Below are 20,381 nucleotides of genomic sequence, written 5' to 3' on the forward strand. Positions count from 1 at the left end.
TAATTTGACCCCAAATTTAAAAAATTATTGCCATGATTCAACTACCTCCTTCTCCTTTAGAGTTAATTAATGACCCTCTTTTAAGTAATTATCCTATAAAATTGTATATAAAACGTGATGATATTATTCATCCAGAAATTACTGGTAATAAATGGAGAAAACTGAAATACAATCTCATCGAGGCACGCAGTACTGGATTTAATAGACTTATGACCTTTGGAGGAGCATTTTCAAATCATGTTTATGCCACTTCAGCAGCAGGGAAAGAGTTTGGATTTGAAACCACAGGACTTATCAGAGGGGAAGAATTAACCCCAAAGTCCAATATAATGCTAACCATGTCAAAAATGAATGGTATGGATTTAATCTTTCTGCCAAGATTAAATTATGGTTTCAAAGATAAGATAACCCGACAATACAAAAATGAATTTTATGTAATTCCAGAAGGTGGTTCTAATGAATTAGCGGTAAAAGGCGTAGTAGAAATGATGGACGAAATTTATTCAGAAATCACCCCTGATTATGTTTGTGTTGCCTCAGGAACAGGCGGTACATTAGCGGGAGTCGTTTCTGGATTACGAGAAAACACAGAGGCACTTGGTTTTGCGGTTCTGAAAGATAAAGGATTACTCTGGAATGCCGTTGCCAAATTAGTACCAGAATCAGCAGAATTTGACATTTCTACGGATTACATTTTTGGAAATTATGGAAAAACAACTCCCGAATTAATTGAGTTTATCAAAGCTTTTGAGAGGAGAAATCCAAGCATCAAACTCGACCAAGTTTATACAGGCAAAATGATGTATGGTGTCTATGATTTAATTCAAAAAGGGCATTTCAAGGAGCATTCAACCATTGTTGTGATTCATACTGGCGGATTATTAGGACGTTGCAAAGAGTTAGACGGAATCAATTAAAGAATATCTTGAATATTTTTCTGTATATTTTTACAAATCTGATTTAGTGGTAAATCGTTAGAATCTGTACCGAAAGGATTTTCAATTTCTTCCGCAATTAACTCTAAACTTGCAAGTACATAAAATACAAAAACGACAATCGGAATTGATAAATAACCTAACGTAAAAACATACCCAAAAGGTAAAGTCATCACATAGAAAAATATAAACTTTTTGATAAAAACAGAATAAGAAAATGGAATTGGCGTATTTTTAATCCGTTCACAAGCCCCACAAATATCTGTAAATGAACTTAATTCATTATTTAAGAATAAAAGTTGTTCACTCGTTAGAACTCCATTTACTTGTAACTCTTGAACCTTTTTAAATAGTAAAATTGCAATGTAATTTGGTTTGTGACTACCCTCAACTACATTTATTTTAGAGGTAAAATATTCACTATTTCGTTGATGTCCACGCAAATGTCTTTTCAAGGCAAAAGCATATTCTATAATAATTTGTTGAAATTCGTTACGAATAACTTCATTATCAACTGGCAAAATTGCACGCAATTTTATGGCAAGATTTCGGGAATTGTTTGTTAAACTACCAAATAATTTCCGACCTTCCCACCAACGTTCATAAGCAGTATTTGTTCTGAAAACTAACAATAAAGAAATTACAAAACCCAACATCCCGTGCATAACTGTGATGTTCTTTAAATGGCTTTCATCACCCAATTTAAAAAACTCAATCTCCAAATATGCTACAATTCCTACATAAATAGAAATACTAAATAACAGTGGCAATAACTGCCTAAAAGTGTCAGCTTTATGCAGTTTAAAAATAAAAGTAAACCACTCTTTGGGATTGTAATTTATCATAAGTAGATTAGAGATTAGAGATTAGAGATTAGAGATTAGAGATTAGAGATTAGAGATTAGAGATTAGAGATTAGAGATTAGAGATTAGAGATTAGAGATTAGAGATTTTATCCATTACAAATTCTATCCACTAATCTCTATTATCTAATTATTATTCTCGTTCATCGACTATTTTTTCCAACTCAGTTATCATTTCATCGTAGTTTTTGTCGGCAGGAACAAACTCATACGTTTTCATAATCGTTTTAGCAATCACCTTTGCTTCTTCCAAATGTCCAACCTTTGTCAATAAAATAGACTTATAGTATTTATAAATTCGCTCTGGGTAAACTCTTTCAAAAAACGAATTTTGGGAATTCACTTTTTCAAGGGTAGCAAGTAATGTTTCTGAATCAGCAGTACGATAATAAATTTCAGAAATACTTCTCACCAATTCAGAAAAAACTACACCAGTAAACTGAAAATCTGAAAATCTATCTTTATTATTCCCAAATTCAAGTAAACTTTTTTGTACATCTTCAGCATCGTTGCGTTCAAGATGATAAAATAGTTCAAAAACTGTCTTTTCTCTTCCGACAAACCCAATTTTTTCAGCATAAATCTGTAATTCACTCAGCAAAGCAATATTATTATTTTTGCCCGCTTTTCTGGCACAATTCACTAAAGTATTGAAAACCTCAAGTTTGGAGGCTACTCCTTTGGGACGATAATTATTTGCGGTATAGAGTGTCAAAGCTATCTCAGGTTTTGAAATCAGATAGTTAAAATTGTACGACGACCACGAATAATCATTGGGCGTTTTCATACTTAAATTAAAAGATTCTAAAGTTTCCTTTTCCAGATTTTGATAGCCGTTGGGGTCGGTTAAAGCATCTTTTAGAAATGTTCTGAATGCCTCCAATGAAATTTCACCAATGCGTAAACGTACAATTTGTCCCTGACTATTTATTACCAAAAAGGCAGGCAAAGCGGTTATTCCAAATTGTTGTTGAATTTTCAATCCTTCTTCAGACGAAGCATCAAAACGAATTGGCAAAAAATGTGTACCAATTTGATTTTCTGTCTCGTCATCACGAAACACAGTTTCTTCCATTCTATTAGATGCCCCACTCCACGTGGCAGCAATATTCATAAAAATGAGTTTTTCGGATTTTTTAGCGGAGTCTAATGCAGTTTTTAAATTTCCTTTGAAATAATCAATTCCAAAGATATTTTGGGAAAATGGCGGAAGAAAAAGAGCAAAAAAAATGATTTTCTTCATGAGGAATCGGATAAAATTTAACCGTTATTGAATCGAAAATTAATAATTATTTAAGATGCAAAACGTTAAATTAAGTGGTATGTTGTTACTTACAAAAATACAAAAGGCTTTTGTTAACGAAAACAAAAGCCTTTAATAAAATTTAATTATTTTCTAACCAACTGACCCTTCTAAAGATACGGCAAGCAATTTTTGTGCTTCAACTGCAAACTCCATTGGTAATTGATTTAAAACTTCTTTTGCATAACCATTCACGATTAAAGCTACGGCTGCTTCGGTTGAAATTCCTCTTTGATTACAATAAAACAATTGGTCTTCTCCAATTTTTGAAGTCGTTGCTTCGTGTTCTACGGTAGCCGTTTTATTTTTAACTTCAATATAAGGGAAAGTATGAGCTCCACAACGGTCACCCATTAAAAGAGAATCACATTGAGAAAAGTTACGAGCATTATCTGCACGTTTCATCACTTCAACTAAACCACGATATGAATTATGAGATTTTCCCGCTGAGATACCTTTTGATACAATTCTTGATTTGGTATTTTTTCCGATGTGTACCATTTTAGTACCTGTATCGGCTTGTTGCATATTATTGGTAACGGCAACAGAATAAAATTCTCCGATAGAATTATCTCCTTTCAGAATTACCGATGGATATTTCCACGTAATTGCTGAACCAGTTTCTACTTGCGTCCAAGAAATTTTAGAATTTGCTCCATCACAAATACCACGCTTAGTAACGAAGTTATAAATTCCTCCTTTACCATCTTTATCGCCAGGATACCAGTTTTGAACTGTTGAATATTTCACCTCCGCATCTTCATGGGCAAAAATTTCAACTACGGCTGCGTGTAATTGATTTTCATCACGTTGAGGAGCAGTACAACCTTCTAAATAACTTACATACGAACCTGCATCAGCAACAATCAAAGTACGTTCAAACTGACCTGTACCTGCTGCATTGATACGGAAATACGTTGAAAGTTCCATCGGGCAACGAACACCTTTTGGAATATAACAGAACGAACCGTCAGAGAAAACTGCTGCATTTAGTGCCGAGAAAAAGTTATCTTTAACAGGCACAACCGAACCTAAATATTTCTTGATTAATTCTGGATGCTCTTGAATAGCCTCTGAAATTGAACAAAAAATAATACCTCTTTTTGCTAAATCTGCTTTAAAGGTAGTTCCAACAGAAACCGAGTCAATCACCGCATCAACGGCAATACCTGATAATTCTTCCCCATCTTTTACGTTTAAAAGACGCTTTTGTTCTTTCAAAGAAATACCTAACTTTTCAAAAGTAGCACGTAATTCAGGGTCAACATCGTCCATTGACTCGACTACCTTCGCTACTTTGGGAGCTGAATAATACTTAATTGCCTGATAATCAACAGGAGTATAGTTTACATTCGACCATTTCGGTTCTTTCATGCCTAACCATGCAGTATAAGCATTCAAACGATATTCTAACATCCATTCTGGCTCATTTTTTTTAGCAGAAATTTGACGAACAACGTTTTCGCTTAAACCAGCAGGAAATTCATCAGCTTCAAAATTATCATGAAAGCCATATTTGTACTCCGAGGAGGTTACTTCTTCTAAAATATCAATTTCTTCCTTTGCCATGTTATTGTTTTCCAGATTTAAAATAATTGCAAAAAATACAATTAGTCTTATCTGAAACGAGATTTGTCTTGTTTTTACACTACAAATTTAACTCATAAACCCGTACAAAAGTTCTATTGCATAGAATTTTCCTAAACATTTGCGTTATTCTTAGCAATTTGAGGTAATGAATTGACAAAATACTTAATTGATTACGGAACTATCTACAATTTGTCGCAGAATAAAATTAGCCCACAGATTGTACTGATTCAACGGATTTACACGGATAAATTTAAAGAAAAATCAGTGTAAATCTGTTTTATCTGTTCTATCCGTGGTCTAATTTTGTCTTCCGACAAATAGTAGATAATTCCGATTGATTATCAATAATATTTTGGCTATTTTGTGAAAGGAACTGGTCTATTTAAGGACTCTTCCAATGAAATAAAAGTCTCTGTTCGCTGTATTCCTTGAACTTTCTGAATTTTATCGTGTAACACTTCCCTTAAGTGGACGGTGTCTCTGCAAACGATTTTAGCAAATATCGAATAAATACCTGTTGTATAATTAATACTTACCACTTCGGGGATTTGCTGAAGCTGTATAGCAACTTCCTCATAAAGAGAGCTTTTATCCAAATATATTCCCAAAAAAGCGGAAATATCCCAACCTAATTTTGTGTGGTCAATAATAAGTTGTGAACCAATAACAATACCAGCCTCCTCCATTTTAGTCATCCTTACATGAACCGTCCCACCTGATACATTGATTTTTTTTCCAATTTCAGTGTACGGCATATTAGCGTTTTGCATCAAAAGGCTCAATATCTTTTTATCAACTTCATCAATAATTGTATTATTAGTCATTCTATAAGTATTTATACTGTTTTGTATGATTGTGAATTTATTAAAAAAATGGATTACACCAACCATTTTTTTAATAAATTCACAATAAATATAAGATAAAAATAAAAAAAATGTATATTTTAATATTTTTTTATAAAAAATTTGCAAAACAATCACACATATACTAATTTTGTCATGTCGAAAAGATACACACACTGTAGGGTGATGAAATTTGGCAGACGTACCCTCCTGTCTCGGGGGTGGTGAACATGAAATAAAGTTAGTATAATGCCTGTCGCAAGACAGACTGGGGTAGACCACCGGATTTTGTACTATACCTAATCACACCGTGGAGGTTCGAGTCCTTCTCCTACAGCCAATTATTTGAATATTTGAGAGTAAAACATTGACAAATCGTCTTTTAATGATTACCTTTATTCTCAAATTATCAGATTGACTACCGATTATAAAAGTAGTTTTATTTGGTTTTTAGTTTGTTGATGAAGTGTAATTCAAAAAAGCAGCCTTTTTGAGCCTGCTTTTTTTGTTTTATGACATCAACGAAAAAGTCTCAGCAATTCATCATTGTTGAGACTTTTTTATTTTAAGTATTTTTACTCAAAACCTTTATTTTCAGTTGAAATAGACACAATTTAAAGAAAAGCAAGTAAAAGCTAAATTTGATTGAGTAATTTTGTAAAATCGGAAATAGTTATCAGAATAAGTCAAAATTCATTCATTATGGAAAAGACAAAATCCTGCTCAAACTGTTAACTGATAATTAATAACTGTTAATTGACAATCGTGGATACTATTTTAAGAATTGCAGTCCAAAAATCTGGACGATTAAGTGAGGATTCCCTCAATCTTTTCAAAGAATGTGGCATTAAGTTCGACAATGGTGCGGGCAAATTAAAAGCTACTTCTTCAAACTTCCCTGCTGAATTTTTGTTTCTTAGAGACGATGACATTCCTGGTTATGTAGAAGATGGCGTAGCTGATATTGGAATTGTGGGGCAGAATGTCCATGTCGAATCCCATAAAAATGTTTCAGAAGTAAAACTTTTAGGGTTCTCAAAGTGTCGTTTATCTATTGCTATTCCTCGTGAAGACGTTTATGGTGGCGTAGAGAGTTTGGAAGGAAAGGACATTGCAACTTCTTATCCAATTATTTTAGGTAATTTCTTGAAAGAACACGGTGTGACATCTCACATTCATGAAATTTCAGGTTCAGTTGAAATCGCTCCAAGCATTGGTTTGGCTCATGCCGTTTGTGATATTGTTTCATCGGGTGGTACACTTTTGAGTAATGGCTTAAAAGAAGTGGAAGTAATTTTCCGTTCGGAAGCTATCATGATTGGTTGCCAAGATATGAGCGAAGAAAAGCAGGAAATTGTCAAGCAAATACTTTTCAGAATTGATGCTGTTCAACGGGCAAAAAATAGTAAATATGTTGTTTTGAACACAAAAAATGAAAATATTGAAGCTATTTCAAAACTTTTACCAGGAATGCAATCGCCTTCGATTATTCCATTGGCACAGTCAGGATGGTCAGCTTTGAGTTCAGTTATTAATGAAAATGATTTTTGGCAAAATATCGAAAAACTCCGTGAAGCAGGTGCAGAAGGAATTTTAGTAATGCCAATCGAGAAGATGATTTATTAGTTTTAGCAATAAAAGCGAGTTAGCGAATGGCGAATAGAAAAAAGAGCTTAGAATAAGTTATTAAACATAAGCAGTTATTTTTTTCGCCTTTCGCTATTTTTGCTAAGTATCGCTTCAAAAATATGAAAATTATAAAATACCCCAATCAATCAGCATATAAAGCAATTCTTACCCGACCTACACAAGATATTTCGGTAATTGAGGAAAGAGTTGCTCCTATTCTGCAAAGAGTAAAAAAAGAAGGCGATGCTGCCATTCGTGATTTTGCTTTGAAGTTTGATAATATTGCTTTGGAAAACTTTGAGGTAAATGTTTCTGAAATTCAAAATGCAGAAACATTATTGTCAAAAGACCTAAAAACAGCGATTAAACAGGCTTACGCTAATATTTATAAATTTCACGAAGCTCAAAAATCAGTCCCAGAAAAAATTGAAACGATGACGGGTGTTACTTGTTGGCGTAAATCAGTAGGGATTGATAAAGTAGGTTTATATATTCCCGGTGGAACTGCTCCCCTATTTTCTACAGTTTTAATGTTGGGAATTCCTGCCCAAATTGCGGGATGTCGTGAAGTGGTTTTATGTACTCCGTCAAATCACCCTGCTATTTATTTTGCGGCAAGTTTATGCGGTATTTCTAAGGTTTTTAGAATTGGTGGTTCGCAAGCGATTGCAGCAATGGCTTATGGTACAGAGACAATTCCACAAGTTTATAAAATTTTTGGACCTGGAAATCAATACGTTACCGCCGCCAAAATGTTAGTAAACAAAGAAGGAATTGCCATTGATATGCCCGCTGGCCCTTCGGAAGTAGCCGTTTATGCTGATGATTCAGCAAACCCAGCTTTTGTAGCGGCAGATTTATTGTCGCAAGCAGAACACGGCATTGACTCGCAGGTTTTATTAGTTTCGACTTCTGAAACAATGGTTGAAGCAGTCAATCAAGAACTTTCAGCACAATTAGCGGTTTTACCGAGAGCAGAATTTGCGTCAAAAGCATTGGAGAATAGTCAAGCCGTAATTGTAGAGAATCAAGAGATTGCGTTGGATATGTTGAATCAATATGCAGCAGAACATTTAATTATGTCTATTGAAAATGCAGAGGAAGTTTCGGAGAAAATATACAATGCTGGCTCGATTTTTTTAGGGAATTATACACCAGAATCAGCAGGCGATTATGCTTCTGGCACAAACCATACCTTACCAACAAACGGCTATGCAAGAGCATACTCAGGCGTAAGTTTGGACAGTTTTATGAAGAAAATTACAGTGCAAAATATTACCCAAGCAGGGATTCAAAATCTTGGTAAAACCATTATAGAAATGGCGACGGCAGAATCTTTAGAAGCCCATGCCAATGCAGTTAGAGTTCGATTAGCTAATAAATAATGAATAGTTAAAATCATTACGGATATGGTAAAAACGGTTGAATTACTACATGAAATACGTGAAAGGCTTTTGACTGAGCCATTTGTCAGAATTCCTGCGACAGTAGAGGAATATGAAAGTATTGCAGATGAACGAGAATTGAAAATAGAATATCATAACGAAGAAATTATTGCTACTATGGGCAGAGTTACACCTATTCATTCAATTTTAGGTACAAGATTAATCAATATTTTATCAAACTATTACGATAATCTTGAAAATGAAAATTTTTGGGTTTTAGAAAGCGGTGCTTGTGTTCACATTCCTAATCTTAAAAGTTATTACCAACCAGACATGACGGTAATCAACGGAGAAATAAAACTCAAAGAAGGGACTAAAACTGAGATTTTAAATCCATATATTGTAGTTGAAGTTTTATCAAAGGCAACACAAGATTTTGATATGAGTGAGAAATTGGTGAACTATAAAACCATTGAAACGATTAAGCAAATCATTTTTGTAGCACAGGATAGACCTTGGATTTCTACTTTTACCAGAACTAACGAACCTAATGTTTGGATAAATACTGATTATGATTCGTTGGAAAATACAGCAATCATTGACAATCTAACTGTTTCATTAAAAGACATTTACAAAAAAATATTTTAAGATTTTGAATAGCTTTAATTTACAAAACATAGTCAGACAACATATTTTATCACTTGCTCCGTATTCGTCTGCTCGTGATGAATATACAGGAAAAGAAGGTATTTTCTTGGATGCCAACGAAAATCCAATTGGCTCGGCAACACCCGAAAATTGGAACCGTTATCCAGACCCATATCAGTGGGAAATTAAAGAAAAGTTAGCCCCGATAAAAGGTTGTCGTTCATCGCAGATATTCTTGGGAAATGGCTCTGATGAACCAATTGACCTCATTATCAGACTTACCTGCGAACCTAAAGAAGATAATATTATTATTTTGCCTCCTACTTACGGAATGTATGAAGTGAGTGCGTCAGTGAATAATGTGGAAATTCAAAAAATCCCATTAACGACTGATTATCAATTGGATACTGATAAAATTATTGCGGCGGTTAATCCAAAAACGAAGCTAATTTTCGTTTGTTCGCCCAATAATCCAACGGGAAATTTGATTGATAGACAAGCCATTCTAACCATCATCGAAAACTTCCAACAAGGAATCGTTATCATTGATGAAGCCTACAATGATTTTTCAGAAGAGCCGTCTTTCATTCCAGAATTAGATAAATTTTCGAATGTTATGGTGCTTCAAACTTTCTCAAAGGCTTGGGGATTAGCCGCTTTACGTTTGGGAATGGCTTTTGCCAATGAAGAATTAATTTCTCTTTTGAATAAAATAAAATATCCGTACAACATTAACGGACTAACCCAAAAGCAATTAATTGAGAATATTGGTAATGTAGAATTTGTTAAAAATTCGGTAAAAACATTAAATCAAAATCGAGCAGATATGATTGTGGCATTAGAAAACCTTTCAATTGTTACAAAAATTTATCCATCCGATGCCAATTTCCTTTTAGTAAAATTCACGGAAGCAAAGAAAATTTTTGATTATTTAATTGAGCAAAAAACAATTGTGCGTGACCGTTCTAAAGTTGTTCTTTGCGATAATTCCCTTAGAATTTCAATTGGAACTGCCGAAGAAAACCATCATTTAATGGAACTTTTAAAGAACTATTCATAGTTAAGAGAATTTAGTTTTAGGGATATTAGTTGGTAAAGAAACTCTAACTTAGCGAGTTCTAAGCAGTCCGACTATCGTCTGACTTAAGACCTTGACTCGGTCAGACGATAGTCAGACCGCATAGCATTTTTCAAGCATTAGATTGGGGAAAAAACTCTTTCAATTTTTAGAAAAAAATAATAATTACACGGCAAAGAGCCTAAATATTCACGGTACTTATGAAACGAATATTGCTATTATCTATCTTATTAATCAGCTATTTAAGCGGTTTTTCACAAGAAAAAGGTTGGGCTTTAGGGGCAAAAATTGGCGACCCATCAGGACTAAACATTCGTCATTATCTGAATAATGATAAAAATGCGATAGAACTTAATCTGGGAGTTTATGGCGGTATTTGGGGACTAAGAAGTAATTATAAAAATGGTGCTTTTGATGGAGCGGGTTTTTCTTTTAGTGGTGTTTATTTATGGCATAATGAAATGACAACCAACTTAAAAAACTATTATGGTTTTGGAGCTCAATTTACTTCACGTTCGTATTATGTACCAGATGGAACGGGTAAAAAAGAAATTCCAACGACAGGCTTAGGTGGATTAGGACAAGTGGGTATTGAATATTTTCTTCCAAGTTCTCCTATTTCTATTTTCTTAGAAGCAGGTGCTTATGTTGAACTTGTACCTTCAATTCTCTACTTTCATCCACAAGGTGGCGGAGGTGTTAGGCTTAATTTTTAAGAAATAAATCGTTAAGGTTTTGCATAAGTCAGCTTATTGGCTACATTTGTAAAACCAATACGGGGGATTAGCTCAGTTGGCTAGAGCGCTACGCTGGCAGCGTAGAGGTCATCGGTTCGAATCCGATATTCTCCACATAAAAACCTTCATACTTTACTGTATGGAGGTTTTTTATTTTCATATTATCCCTAAATTAAAAAACTATATTGAGGTGAAATAAGCAGATTGAATTTCTTAATTTTCAGTAAAATTCATTTCATATTGTCTTCTTTCTATCTGACAGACAACCAAACATTCCATGAAACACAAACTTCATTACACGAATACTTTAATTTTCAGCTTACTGACATTTCTGCTAATCGAAGGATGCAGAACTATGAATTCCAGTTCACAAAAGGACGTTTTTTCTTCTTATAAATCAGCCTCTGACGATAGCACTTTGTACGGAAACAAAGCACCGTACATCATGCCATACAATAGAACGCTTGAACCTGCGGGCGAATCTGTCAGCTTTGGTGATGGTTCGGTAGAAAACCACAGTCTTGATGCCATTTTACTACCTGATAAGCAGACGCTTTTGGTGGAAGACCGATACGGACTTGCTTTCTTTGAGGTAAATTCTCACCAATTGATTCACCGTTGGAGTTACTCAAAAGATTCAAAATACAAAAGTAGTATGAATACTTTTTCGGGAATTACAACGACTATTCATCACGATTCAACTTTTATTTTTTGCAGTGCAGGCGGGCGAGATACCTTTACAAGCGAAAAAGGAGAAAAAATTGCCAATTCCTATGTAGCACAATTTTATTGGGATGGTAAAAAAGCTAAAATTGTAAATTTATTCTCTTTTGAACCTCTGAAACCTGCTACGATTGCGTTGCCAAATCAAATTATTACACAAGTAGAAAACGGAGATTTATATTTTTACACTATCCTAAATGGCAATAATCAATTGGTAAAAGTTCGAGTAAAAGACAAACAAACCGTTTGGACAAAACCCACAGGCGTTGCTCCTTTTGGGTTAGCAATAGTTAATAACAAAGCATACATAACCAATTGGGCTGGTGCAGTTCCAGATTCTACAAATGGCTTAGAAACCGCAGGAATTCCTTGGGGAAGTGCTTATATTGACCCTAAAACAGGTGCAATGTCGCAAGGAACGGTCTCAATTTTTGACCTTAATTCTATTCAATTAGAAAAAGAAATCAGCGTTGGTTTGCACCCAAATGCTATTATTACCAGTCACGATAAACAATATATTTACGTTGCTAATGGTAATAGTGACTACATTTCTATTATCGACACAAAGACAAATACAGTTAAAGATTCCATTTTTGTTGGACTTTTTAATACTGGGAATGGCTATATCGGAAGTACACCAAACGCCTTAGCAATTGATAGTCAGGACAAAATTCTTTACGTAGCGAATGGTTTGGATAATGCTATTTGCGTAGTCGAATTAAATCACCAATCTGGAAAACATCAAATAAAAGGGTATATTCCAACCGAAGCGTATCCATCAGGTATTGTACTGAATAACAATCAATTATGTATAACAAACTTAGAAGCAACCGGAGCAAGAGCTTTAAATGACTCACCTATTGAAGTATTTTCGCTCGGAAAATCTATGGGTGTAAAAGGTCCAAATAAAGTTTCAGGCTTCAATTCTCACAAACAAATGGCTTCCATTTCGTTCATTCCTTTACCAAGTGATGGGGAACTCAAAAACTATACAGAGAAAGTAAAAAAGCTTAATATGAGTTTCAGATTAGCACTTTCTGAAAGATTACCCCGTAAAGGAGTTGCCCCGAAACCAGTTCCAGAAAGAATTGGCGAACCGTCGGTTTTCAAGCACGTTTTGTATATCATCAAGGAAAATCGTACTTATGACCAAGTTTTGGGCGATATTCCAGAAGGTCGTGGAATGCCATCACTGTGTATTTTTGGGGACAGCGTAACGCCAAATCAGCATAAATTGACTTACGATTATTTACTTTTAGACAATTATCACGCTTCTGGAAAAAGCTCAGCCGAAGGGCATCATTGGGCAAGTGCGGCAATGGTGACAGATTATACGGAGAAAAATGTTCGGGCTTGGTTTAGAAGTTACCCACACGTATTGTACGATGCAATGGTTTATAATAAAAAAGGCTTGATTTGGAATAATGCTTTAGACCACGGAAAAACCGTTCGTATTTATGGAGAAGCCTGTACGTCTGAATTTGATGAGAAAAAGTACGACTGGAAAACCCTTTATGATATGCGTGAGGCAGGAAAAATTGTTGATTTTAAATTTAAAAATACTACGACCATTTCGAGAGTAAGACCAATTTTATCAGAGACTTTTCCTGGTGGAGACGATGAAAGAGTAAGTGACCAAATGCGTGCCGATGCCTTTATCAGAGAATTGGAGGAAACAGCGGCAAAACCAAACGGTCAATTACCAAATTTGATGATTATGGCTTTACCAAATGACCATACGGCAGGGACGAGTCCTAAATTTCCAGTTCCACAAGCTATGGTGGCAGATAATGATTTAGCGGTTGGAAGAATTGTAGAAGCAGTTATGAAAAGTCGATTTGCCGATTCTACCGTGATTTTTATTTCAGAAGATGATTCACAAGCTGGTTGGGATCATATTTCAGCGTATCGAACTACTGGTTATATTATTAGTGCCTATTCAAGATTACAAAAAACAATTCATACGAGTTATAATCAAACTTCGATGTTGAGAACGATGGAACAAATTTTGGGACTTCCACCAATGAATGTTATTGATGCAACTGCCCTCCCGATGTTTGATTGTTTCAGCGACAAACCAGATTTTTCGTTCAAATATAAAGCCATTCCAAACAGGATTCAACTTGACAAAATGAATCCTGAACCCAAAGATTTAAAAGGTGCTGCTTTGAAATTTAGTAATAAATCTGTTCAAATGGCATTTAATAAAATTGACCAAGGACACGATAATTTATTAAATCGAATTTTATGGTTTTCGGTAAAAGGTAAATCACCCTATCCTGCCAAATTTGCAGGAAATGAAGAAGAAGACGAAGATGACGATTAATTTGATTCTTTATTTTTAATATTTTGGAAGCCTTCAAAAGATTTAACCCTCTTTTGAAGGCTTTTTTATATATGTGGGGGTTAGGTATTAGTGTTGGAACTCGCCATTAGTCAAGTTATAACCTATTCAACCATAAACTTATTTTAACGAATACTTAAAACTTTACTTCTTGACTTATTTTATTCTCCATAAAATCTTAATAAGAATTTGTAAATAAAAACTTATAAAAGTAATTTTGTTTCAAATTTAACCAAATGGTTAAATTTGAAAGTTAAATTATTTAGTTAATGTCAAAAATTGATAACATAACAACCGAAGCAAAAATCTTGGCTGCTGCCGAAGTGATATTTTTGCGTGATGGTTACTCAGGTTCACGAATGCAAGATATTGCAGACCTTGCGGGTATGAACAAAGCTTTACTTCACTACTATTTCCGTTCAAAAGACAAGTTATTTGAATATATTTTTGATAAAAAAATCAGTTTGATGTTCCCTAAAATGGAAGAACTTTTCGATGAAAATGCTTCGTTCATTGAGATTTTATCAGGATTTATTGAGAATTACATCAAATTATTAATGGCAAATCCATTTCTACCTCTTTTTGTCATCACAACCATAAACAAACCTGATAGAGAAGATTTTCTGGAAAAACTTCCTATATTTTTAAAGCGAAGATTAATAGAGTTTTATCAAAGAGATTTAGCACTTGGAAAGGTCAGAAAGCATAACCCTGTCCAATTAATTATTTCTGTTTTTGGTATGTGTGTATTTCCATTTATGGCAAAACCAATGCTAAAAAAAATGTCAAATATGAATGATGAGCAATTTCAAGAATTCATGAATCAACGAATTCCCGAAGTGCAAGGATATATAAAATTAATATTAGAACCATAATCATGAGACATTGATAATGAACAAGTTAAGTCAAATTTTCATCATAGTAGCATTCTGTAATTTTTCTATTTCTGCCCAAACTACCCTGCAATCTTGCATAGAATTGGCTGAAAAAAATAGTCCACAAGCACAACTTTTGCCTTTGGTGAAAGAAGCTGAAAACGTACAAATTGGAGCATTGAATAAGAATTTTCTCCCCCAAATGTCATTGGGTGGACAAGCTACTTGGCAGTCTGCGGTGACGAGTTTACCGATTTCATTACCCAATATTTCAGTCCCGACTATCTCAAAAGACCAATACAAAGCAACTTTGGATTTAACCCAAAATATTTGGGATGGCGGATTGACCAAAGGACAAAAAAAAATAACCTCCGCTACGGCAAACACAGATTCGAAAAGTATTGAGAATAATCTTTATCAACTAAAAGAACAAATTTCAAATCTCTATTTTGGGATTTTATTAGCCGATAAACAGTTCGTAAATACTGAAATTACACGAAACGACCTTGAAAGTCAATCGAAGAAAATTCAAGCAAATTTGCAAAATGGAACAGCTATTAAAGGCAATGTTTTAATGATTGAAGCTCGTTTGATTGAACTAAAACAAATTCAAAGAGAAATAAAAAGCAGAAAATTAGCGGCTTTGAAAGGGCTTTCTATCTTAACAGGAAAGGAATTTCCTGAAAATACAATTTTAGAAACGCCTCAAATTCAAGCACTTGAAGAAAGTAATATTGACCGACCAGAACTAAAATTATTTGATGCTCAGAAGGATTTATCAGAAGCCAATAAATCGCTCATAAAAGCGAAATATGCTCCAAAAGTTAATTTATTTGCGACTGGCGGATATGGCAGACCAGGGTTAAATTTCCTTTCTCCCGACTTTAGTACCTACTTTATTGGCGGATTAGCATTCAAAATTCCGTTATCACATCTATACTTAAAAACCCAAAATTCAGATTTACGACAATTGGATATTAATAAAGAGAAAATTGACCGTCAAAAAGAGCTTTTCTTGCAACAAACCAATCTAAAATTAGCTTCACAAAATGAAGACGTTGCAAAATTGCAAGACCAAATTAAAGAAGATGCTCGACTGATTGAAATTAGGGAATATATCAAAAAAACGGCTGAAAATAAACTCGAAAATGGCATTATTACAGTGAGTGATTATATTACTGAAATGGATAATGAAGCAATTGCAAAACAAAATTTGAGTTTACATCAAGTTCAATTACTGCAAGTTATCAATAGTATAAAAATTACAAAAGGCAAGTTTTAATGAGAATTTGGGGTTAGACCTCTTTGATTCTTAGTGACTTCGTAGCAAAAAAAATCAACATTTAAAACAATGAAAAAATCATACAAAATATATTTTCTTTCAGCATTTGTTTTGGGCGTATCTGCCTGTAATTCCTCAAAAAATGACTTTGATGCAACAGGTGTTTTTGAAGCCGATGAAGTTATCGTTTCAGCAGAATCGAGTGGGAAACTGCTAAATTTCAATATTTCGGAAGGTGATAATTTAAAAATTGGGCAAAAAATTGGTTCAGTTGATTGTCAAAATGTTGGCTTGCAGAAAGCACAAGTTCAAGCGAGCATTGAGGCGTTGAAACTAAAACACAATAATGCCTCGCCACAAATTGAGATTTTAGCCAAGCAAATAGATAGTCAAAAATCGGTAATGGCTACCCAAAAAGAGCAATTAACCATTTTAGAAAAAGAACGCAAAAGAATCCAAAATTTGGTAAATGCTGAAGCCGTTCCGACGAAGCAATTAGATGACATTTCGGGGCAAATTGACATTTTGAAACGTCAAATAGAAAATACCCAAAGTCAATTAGCGGTAATTACGCAACAAATTGCTTCACAAAAAGAGCAAGTAAATATCCAAAACAAAGGCATTTTGAGCGAAACCCAACCTTTACAAGTACGGATTTCTCAAATTGAAGAACAGTTAGGGCATTGCAAAATTACCAATCCAATTGATGGAACCGTTTTGGTAAAATACGCAGAAGCTCAAGAAATTACAGGTATGGGCAAGCCACTTTATAAAATTGCCAACTTGGAAACGATGACTCTTCGTGCGTACATCGCTGGCACACAATTGGGACAAGTCAAAGTAAATCAACCTGTTAAGGTTTTTATTGATAACGGAAAAGACGGTTCTTACAAAGAAATGACGGGAACTATTTCATGGATTTCGAGCAAATCAGAATTTACGCCAAAAACCATCCAAACCAAAGACGAAAGAGCCAATTTAGTTTATGCCACTAAAATCAAAGTTAAAAACGATGGATTTCTAAAGATTGGAATGTACGGAGAAGTGAAGTTTTAGATTTCGGAATAATCTACTATTTGTCACAAGACAAAATTAGACCACGGATAGAACAGATAAAACAGATTTACACTGATTTTTCTGTAAATTTATCCGTGTAAATCCGTTGAATCAGTAAAATCTGTGGGCTAATTTTATTCTGCGACAAATTGTAGATAGTTCCGTTAGAATTTAAAACACTCACTTACAATTTACTCAATCAACAATCCTTAACATGGCAGAAGTTATCATTCAAAATATCACTAAGACCTACGAAAACGGTGCAATAAAAGCCCTTGACGATGTAAGTTTTACTGTCAAATCTGGTGAGCTTTTCGGACTTATTGGTGCAGACGGAGCAGGAAAAACGAGCTTATTCCGAATTCTAACTACGCTGTTAATTCCTGATAGTGGCAAAGCAAGTGTAGCGGGTTTTGATGTGGTGAAAGATTTCAAAAAAATCAGAGAAATTGTGGGCTATATGCCTGGGAAATTTTCTTTATACCAAGACCTAAGCATTGAAGAAAATCTCAACTTTTTCGCCACCGTTTTTGGAACAACTGTTGAAGAAAACTACGAATTGATTCGAGAGATTTACGTACAAATTGAGCCTTTTAAAAAACGTTTGGCTGGACAACTTTCGGGAGGAATGAAGCAAAAATTAGCCTTGTGTTGTGCTTTAATTCATGAACCTAAAGTTTTGTTTTTGGACGAACCAACCACAGGCGTTGACCCAGTTTCGAGAAAAGAGTTTTGGGAAATGTTGGGGAGACTGAAAGAACGTGGAATTACCATTATGGTTTCAACGCCCTACATGGACGAAGCCAAACTTTGTGACAGAATAGCCCTGATTCAAAACAGTAAAATATTGGATATTGATACATTAGAAGGCATTTTGAGTAAAAATAAACAAAATTTATTTGCCGTAAATAGTGATAAAATGTATCAATTATTGAAAGATTTACGAGCTTATCCCGATACCATTTCTTGCTTTGCCTTCGGTCAAAAACATCATTTACAGCTCAAATCGGGAGAAAATAGTTTAAAATCTCTTTTACCATATCTCGAACAAAAAGGACATACTAACATTTCTATCCAAGCCATCAGTCCTGATATTGAAGATACTTTTATAAAATTAATGCAAGATGCTTAGTCAAGAAATTGTCATAAAAACCCACAATCTCACCAAATCTTTCGGAGATTTTACAGCCGTAAATGCCATTACTTTTGAAGTAAAAGCAGGTGAAATTTTTGGTTTTTTGGGAGCAAATGGAGCAGGAAAAACTACTGCCATGCGGATTTTATGCGGGTTGCTCTCCCCTACCTCTGGCGAAGCAACGGTGGCAGGTTTCGATGTTTATAAAGAAAATGAATCCATCAAAAAACACATTGGCTATATGAGTCAGAAGTTTTCTTTGTATGAAAACCTGACCGTGCGTGAAAATATTGAGTTTTTCGGTGGTATTTACGGACTTTCTCGAAAGGAATTAAAAGAAAAAGGAAACGATTTAATTCAACGGCTCGGCATGGAAAAAGAAGCAGAAAAATTAGTAGGTTCACTGCCTTTGGGTTGGAAACAAAAGATTTCCTTCTCAACCGCCATTTTACACCAACCCAAAATAGTGTTTTTAGATGAACCGACTGGTGGCGTTGACCCCATCACGAGACGACAATTTTGGGATATGATTTACGAAGCCACCGATTCGGGAATCACCGTTTTTGTAACCACGCATTACATGGATGAAGCCGAATATTGCAACCGTGTTTCCATCATGGTGGACGGCACAATTTCCGCATTGGACACTCCCAATAATTTGAAACACCAATTTGACACCGATTCTATGGAAGGCGTTTTCTTGAAATTGGCAAGACAAGCGAAACGGGGCGAGTAATCCTAGACTATGGTAGTGGCGAATAGTATTCGCCATAAAAAAACACCAAATGGCGAATGCTATCCATCATTTAATAACACCAAATGGCGAATGCTATTCGCCACTACGTAACATGAAACTATTTTTCGCATTTATCCGTAAGGAATTTTGGCACGTACTTCGGGATACTCGCAGTTTAATCATTCTGTTGGGTTTGCCCGTGATGATGATGCTTTTGTTTGGTTTTGCTTTATCCAATGAGGTTAAAAACTCAAATATCGGCATTTTAGACCTTTCTCACGACGAAAGTACAATTCTCCTTACCAATCGATTTGACCAAAGTAGATACTTTTCAGTTACTCAAAAACTAAAACGAGAAAGTGAAATTGGAGATGCTTTCCGTAAAAACGAGTTAAGAATGATGATAATCTTCCCGCCCAATTTTCAAAGGAATCTTTCACATAATAAACAAGCTCAAATACGATTTATTGGTGATGCTACCGACCCAAATACGTCCAATATTATGATAAACTATGCTTCAGCAATTATCAGAGATTATCAAAATGAGATTTTGGGCGAGCAGAAACTCCCCTATCGAATTGAGTTAGAAAGTAGTATGTTGTACAATCCAAAATTGAGCAGTGCTTTCAATTTTGTCCCTGGCGTTATGACTTTGATTTTGATGCTTTTGGGGGCAATGATGACCTCAGTTTCTATCGTAAAAGAGAAAGAAAAAGGCACAATGGAGATTCTTTTGGTGTCACCGATGCGTCCAATTATGGTAGTAATTACCAAAGCCATTCCTTATTTATTACTTTGCTTTGTGGACGTTTTGCTGATTTTACTCTTGGCATATACCGTGCTTGAAATGCCCATGCGTGGAAATATCGGTATGCTGTTAGCAGAAAGTATTTTATTCATTTTCACCACATTATCTTTAGGCTTATTGATTTCAAACTTGGTTGACACCCAACAAGTTGCCATGTTTATTTCATTGGTGGGACTATTAATGCCTGCTTTGATTTTTAGCGGATTTATGTTTCCCTTAGAAAATATGCCTTTGCCGATGCAAATTGTCAGTAATATTATTCCAACCAAGTGGTTTTACAGTATCGTGAGTGCCATTATGGTGAAAGGTTTGGGTTTTGAATATGTCTGGAAACAAACACTAATTTTGGTTGGAATGACTGTATTTTATTTAACAATTGCTTTGAAGAAATTTAAGATAAGATTAGAATAAA

The 20,381-nt window shown here is 34.7% G+C and carries 17 protein-coding genes and 1 tRNA gene; 14 read left to right on the plus strand and 4 right to left on the minus strand.

Annotated features, from left to right (window positions below; genetic code table 11):
- Window positions 1–32 precede the first annotated feature (32 nt).
- Entirely contained in the window at window positions 33–917 is an 885-nt protein-coding gene (locus tag VB796_RS00885) for a 1-aminocyclopropane-1-carboxylate deaminase/D-cysteine desulfhydrase (RefSeq protein WP_323344620.1), read from the plus strand.
- Here VB796_RS00885 and VB796_RS00890 read toward each other — a convergent pair.
- From VB796_RS00890 to VB796_RS00905, 4 genes are all read right to left on the minus strand, one after another.
- On the minus strand, window positions 914–1,780 hold the full coding sequence (locus VB796_RS00890) for a bestrophin family protein (RefSeq protein ID WP_323344621.1): 867 nt from the start codon (window positions 1,778–1,780) through the stop codon (window positions 914–916). The two genes, VB796_RS00885 and VB796_RS00890, sit on opposite strands and share 4 nt — an antisense overlap.
- Window positions 1,781–1,931: 151 nt before the next feature.
- Window positions 1,932–3,041, minus strand: coding sequence for a hypothetical protein (locus tag VB796_RS00895; RefSeq protein WP_323344622.1), 1,110 nt, complete (start codon window positions 3,039–3,041; stop codon window positions 1,932–1,934).
- Window positions 3,042–3,194: 153 nt separating this feature from the next.
- On the minus strand, window positions 3,195–4,670 hold the full coding sequence (sufB, locus tag VB796_RS00900; RefSeq protein WP_323344623.1) for a Fe-S cluster assembly protein SufB: 1,476 nt from the start codon (window positions 4,668–4,670) through the stop codon (window positions 3,195–3,197).
- A 377-nt stretch (window positions 4,671–5,047) separates the two neighbouring features.
- Entirely contained in the window at window positions 5,048–5,515 is a 468-nt protein-coding gene (locus VB796_RS00905) for an Lrp/AsnC ligand binding domain-containing protein (protein ID WP_323344624.1), read from the minus strand.
- A 783-nt stretch (window positions 5,516–6,298) separates the two neighbouring features.
- Between VB796_RS00905 and hisG the strand changes: the two genes are divergently transcribed.
- The 13 genes from hisG (at window position 6,299) to VB796_RS00970 (ending at window position 20,380) form a co-directional block, all read left to right on the plus strand.
- Window positions 6,299–7,159 carry an ATP phosphoribosyltransferase gene (gene hisG, locus VB796_RS00910; protein ID WP_323344625.1) on the plus strand — a complete coding sequence of 287 codons (861 nt, stop codon included), beginning with the start codon at window positions 6,299–6,301 and terminating at the stop codon, window positions 7,157–7,159.
- Between the two features lie 122 nt (window positions 7,160–7,281).
- Entirely contained in the window at window positions 7,282–8,547 is a 1,266-nt protein-coding gene (hisD, locus tag VB796_RS00915) for a histidinol dehydrogenase (protein ID WP_323344626.1), read from the plus strand.
- Window positions 8,548–8,571: 24 nt separating this feature from the next.
- Window positions 8,572–9,195 carry a Uma2 family endonuclease gene (locus VB796_RS00920; protein ID WP_323344627.1) on the plus strand — a complete coding sequence of 208 codons (624 nt, stop codon included), beginning with the start codon at window positions 8,572–8,574 and terminating at the stop codon, window positions 9,193–9,195.
- 4 nt (window positions 9,196–9,199) lie between these two features.
- Complete coding sequence (hisC, locus tag VB796_RS00925; RefSeq protein ID WP_323344628.1) at window positions 9,200–10,255, plus strand: histidinol-phosphate transaminase; 1,056 nt, start codon at window positions 9,200–9,202, stop codon at window positions 10,253–10,255.
- A gap of 218 nt (window positions 10,256–10,473) precedes the next feature.
- Window positions 10,474–10,989, plus strand: a complete 516-nt coding sequence (locus VB796_RS00930) for a hypothetical protein (protein ID WP_323344629.1) — start codon at window positions 10,474–10,476, stop codon at window positions 10,987–10,989.
- A 61-nt stretch (window positions 10,990–11,050) separates the two neighbouring features.
- A tRNA-Ala gene (locus VB796_RS00935) sits at window positions 11,051–11,124 on the plus strand.
- 241 nt (window positions 11,125–11,365) lie between these two features.
- Window positions 11,366–14,059, plus strand: coding sequence for an alkaline phosphatase family protein (locus VB796_RS00940; protein WP_323344630.1), 2,694 nt, complete (start codon window positions 11,366–11,368; stop codon window positions 14,057–14,059).
- 287 nt (window positions 14,060–14,346) lie between these two features.
- The gene (locus tag VB796_RS00945; RefSeq protein WP_323344631.1) at window positions 14,347–14,952 is read left to right on the plus strand and encodes a TetR/AcrR family transcriptional regulator; all 606 of its coding nucleotides are present in this window, start codon (window positions 14,347–14,349) and stop codon (window positions 14,950–14,952) included.
- 16 nt (window positions 14,953–14,968) lie between these two features.
- A complete protein-coding gene (locus VB796_RS00950; protein ID WP_323344632.1) occupies window positions 14,969–16,234 on the plus strand; it encodes a TolC family protein in 1,266 nt (421 codons plus the stop codon).
- A gap of 69 nt (window positions 16,235–16,303) precedes the next feature.
- A complete protein-coding gene (locus tag VB796_RS00955) occupies window positions 16,304–17,290 on the plus strand; it encodes an HlyD family secretion protein (RefSeq protein ID WP_323344633.1) in 987 nt (328 codons plus the stop codon).
- A gap of 214 nt (window positions 17,291–17,504) precedes the next feature.
- Window positions 17,505–18,422, plus strand: coding sequence for an ABC transporter ATP-binding protein (locus tag VB796_RS00960; protein WP_323344634.1), 918 nt, complete (start codon window positions 17,505–17,507; stop codon window positions 18,420–18,422).
- Window positions 18,415–19,161 carry an ABC transporter ATP-binding protein gene (locus VB796_RS00965; RefSeq protein WP_323344635.1) on the plus strand — a complete coding sequence of 249 codons (747 nt, stop codon included), beginning with the start codon at window positions 18,415–18,417 and terminating at the stop codon, window positions 19,159–19,161. Before VB796_RS00960 ends, VB796_RS00965 begins: the two co-directional genes overlap by 8 nt.
- Before the next feature lie 49 nt (window positions 19,162–19,210).
- Window positions 19,211–20,380 carry an ABC transporter permease gene (locus tag VB796_RS00970; RefSeq protein ID WP_323344636.1) on the plus strand — a complete coding sequence of 390 codons (1,170 nt, stop codon included), beginning with the start codon at window positions 19,211–19,213 and terminating at the stop codon, window positions 20,378–20,380.
- Window position 20,381: the final 1 nt, after the last annotated feature.

The organism is Arcicella sp. LKC2W (assembly GCF_034931005.1).
GTDB lineage: Bacteria > Bacteroidota > Bacteroidia > Cytophagales > Spirosomataceae > Arcicella.

What these genes read in the sequence shown, in the direction of transcription:
- VB796_RS00885 (WP_323344620.1), top strand. Translation starts at nt 33, where the DNA reads ATGATTCAACTACCTCCTTCTCCTTTAGAGTTAATTAATGACCCTCTT.
- VB796_RS00890 (WP_323344621.1), bottom strand. Translation starts at nt 1,780, where the DNA reads ATGATAAATTACAATCCCAAAGAGTGGTTTACTTTTATTTTTAAACTG.
- VB796_RS00895 (WP_323344622.1), bottom strand. Translation starts at nt 3,041, where the DNA reads ATGAAGAAAATCATTTTTTTTGCTCTTTTTCTTCCGCCATTTTCCCAA.
- sufB (WP_323344623.1), bottom strand. Translation starts at nt 4,670, where the DNA reads ATGGCAAAGGAAGAAATTGATATTTTAGAAGAAGTAACCTCCTCGGAG.
- VB796_RS00905 (WP_323344624.1), bottom strand. Translation starts at nt 5,515, where the DNA reads ATGACTAATAATACAATTATTGATGAAGTTGATAAAAAGATATTGAGC.
- hisD (WP_323344626.1), top strand. Translation starts at nt 7,282, where the DNA reads ATGAAAATTATAAAATACCCCAATCAATCAGCATATAAAGCAATTCTT.
- VB796_RS00920 (WP_323344627.1), top strand. Translation starts at nt 8,572, where the DNA reads ATGGTAAAAACGGTTGAATTACTACATGAAATACGTGAAAGGCTTTTG.
- VB796_RS00930 (WP_323344629.1), top strand. Translation starts at nt 10,474, where the DNA reads ATGAAACGAATATTGCTATTATCTATCTTATTAATCAGCTATTTAAGC.
- VB796_RS00940 (WP_323344630.1), top strand. Translation starts at nt 11,366, where the DNA reads ATGAATTCCAGTTCACAAAAGGACGTTTTTTCTTCTTATAAATCAGCC.
- VB796_RS00945 (WP_323344631.1), top strand. Translation starts at nt 14,347, where the DNA reads ATGTCAAAAATTGATAACATAACAACCGAAGCAAAAATCTTGGCTGCT.
- VB796_RS00950 (WP_323344632.1), top strand. Translation starts at nt 14,969, where the DNA reads ATGAACAAGTTAAGTCAAATTTTCATCATAGTAGCATTCTGTAATTTT.
- VB796_RS00955 (WP_323344633.1), top strand. Translation starts at nt 16,304, where the DNA reads ATGAAAAAATCATACAAAATATATTTTCTTTCAGCATTTGTTTTGGGC.
- VB796_RS00960 (WP_323344634.1), top strand. Translation starts at nt 17,505, where the DNA reads ATGGCAGAAGTTATCATTCAAAATATCACTAAGACCTACGAAAACGGT.
- VB796_RS00965 (WP_323344635.1), top strand. Translation starts at nt 18,415, where the DNA reads ATGCTTAGTCAAGAAATTGTCATAAAAACCCACAATCTCACCAAATCT.
- VB796_RS00970 (WP_323344636.1), top strand. Translation starts at nt 19,211, where the DNA reads ATGGCGAATGCTATCCATCATTTAATAACACCAAATGGCGAATGCTAT.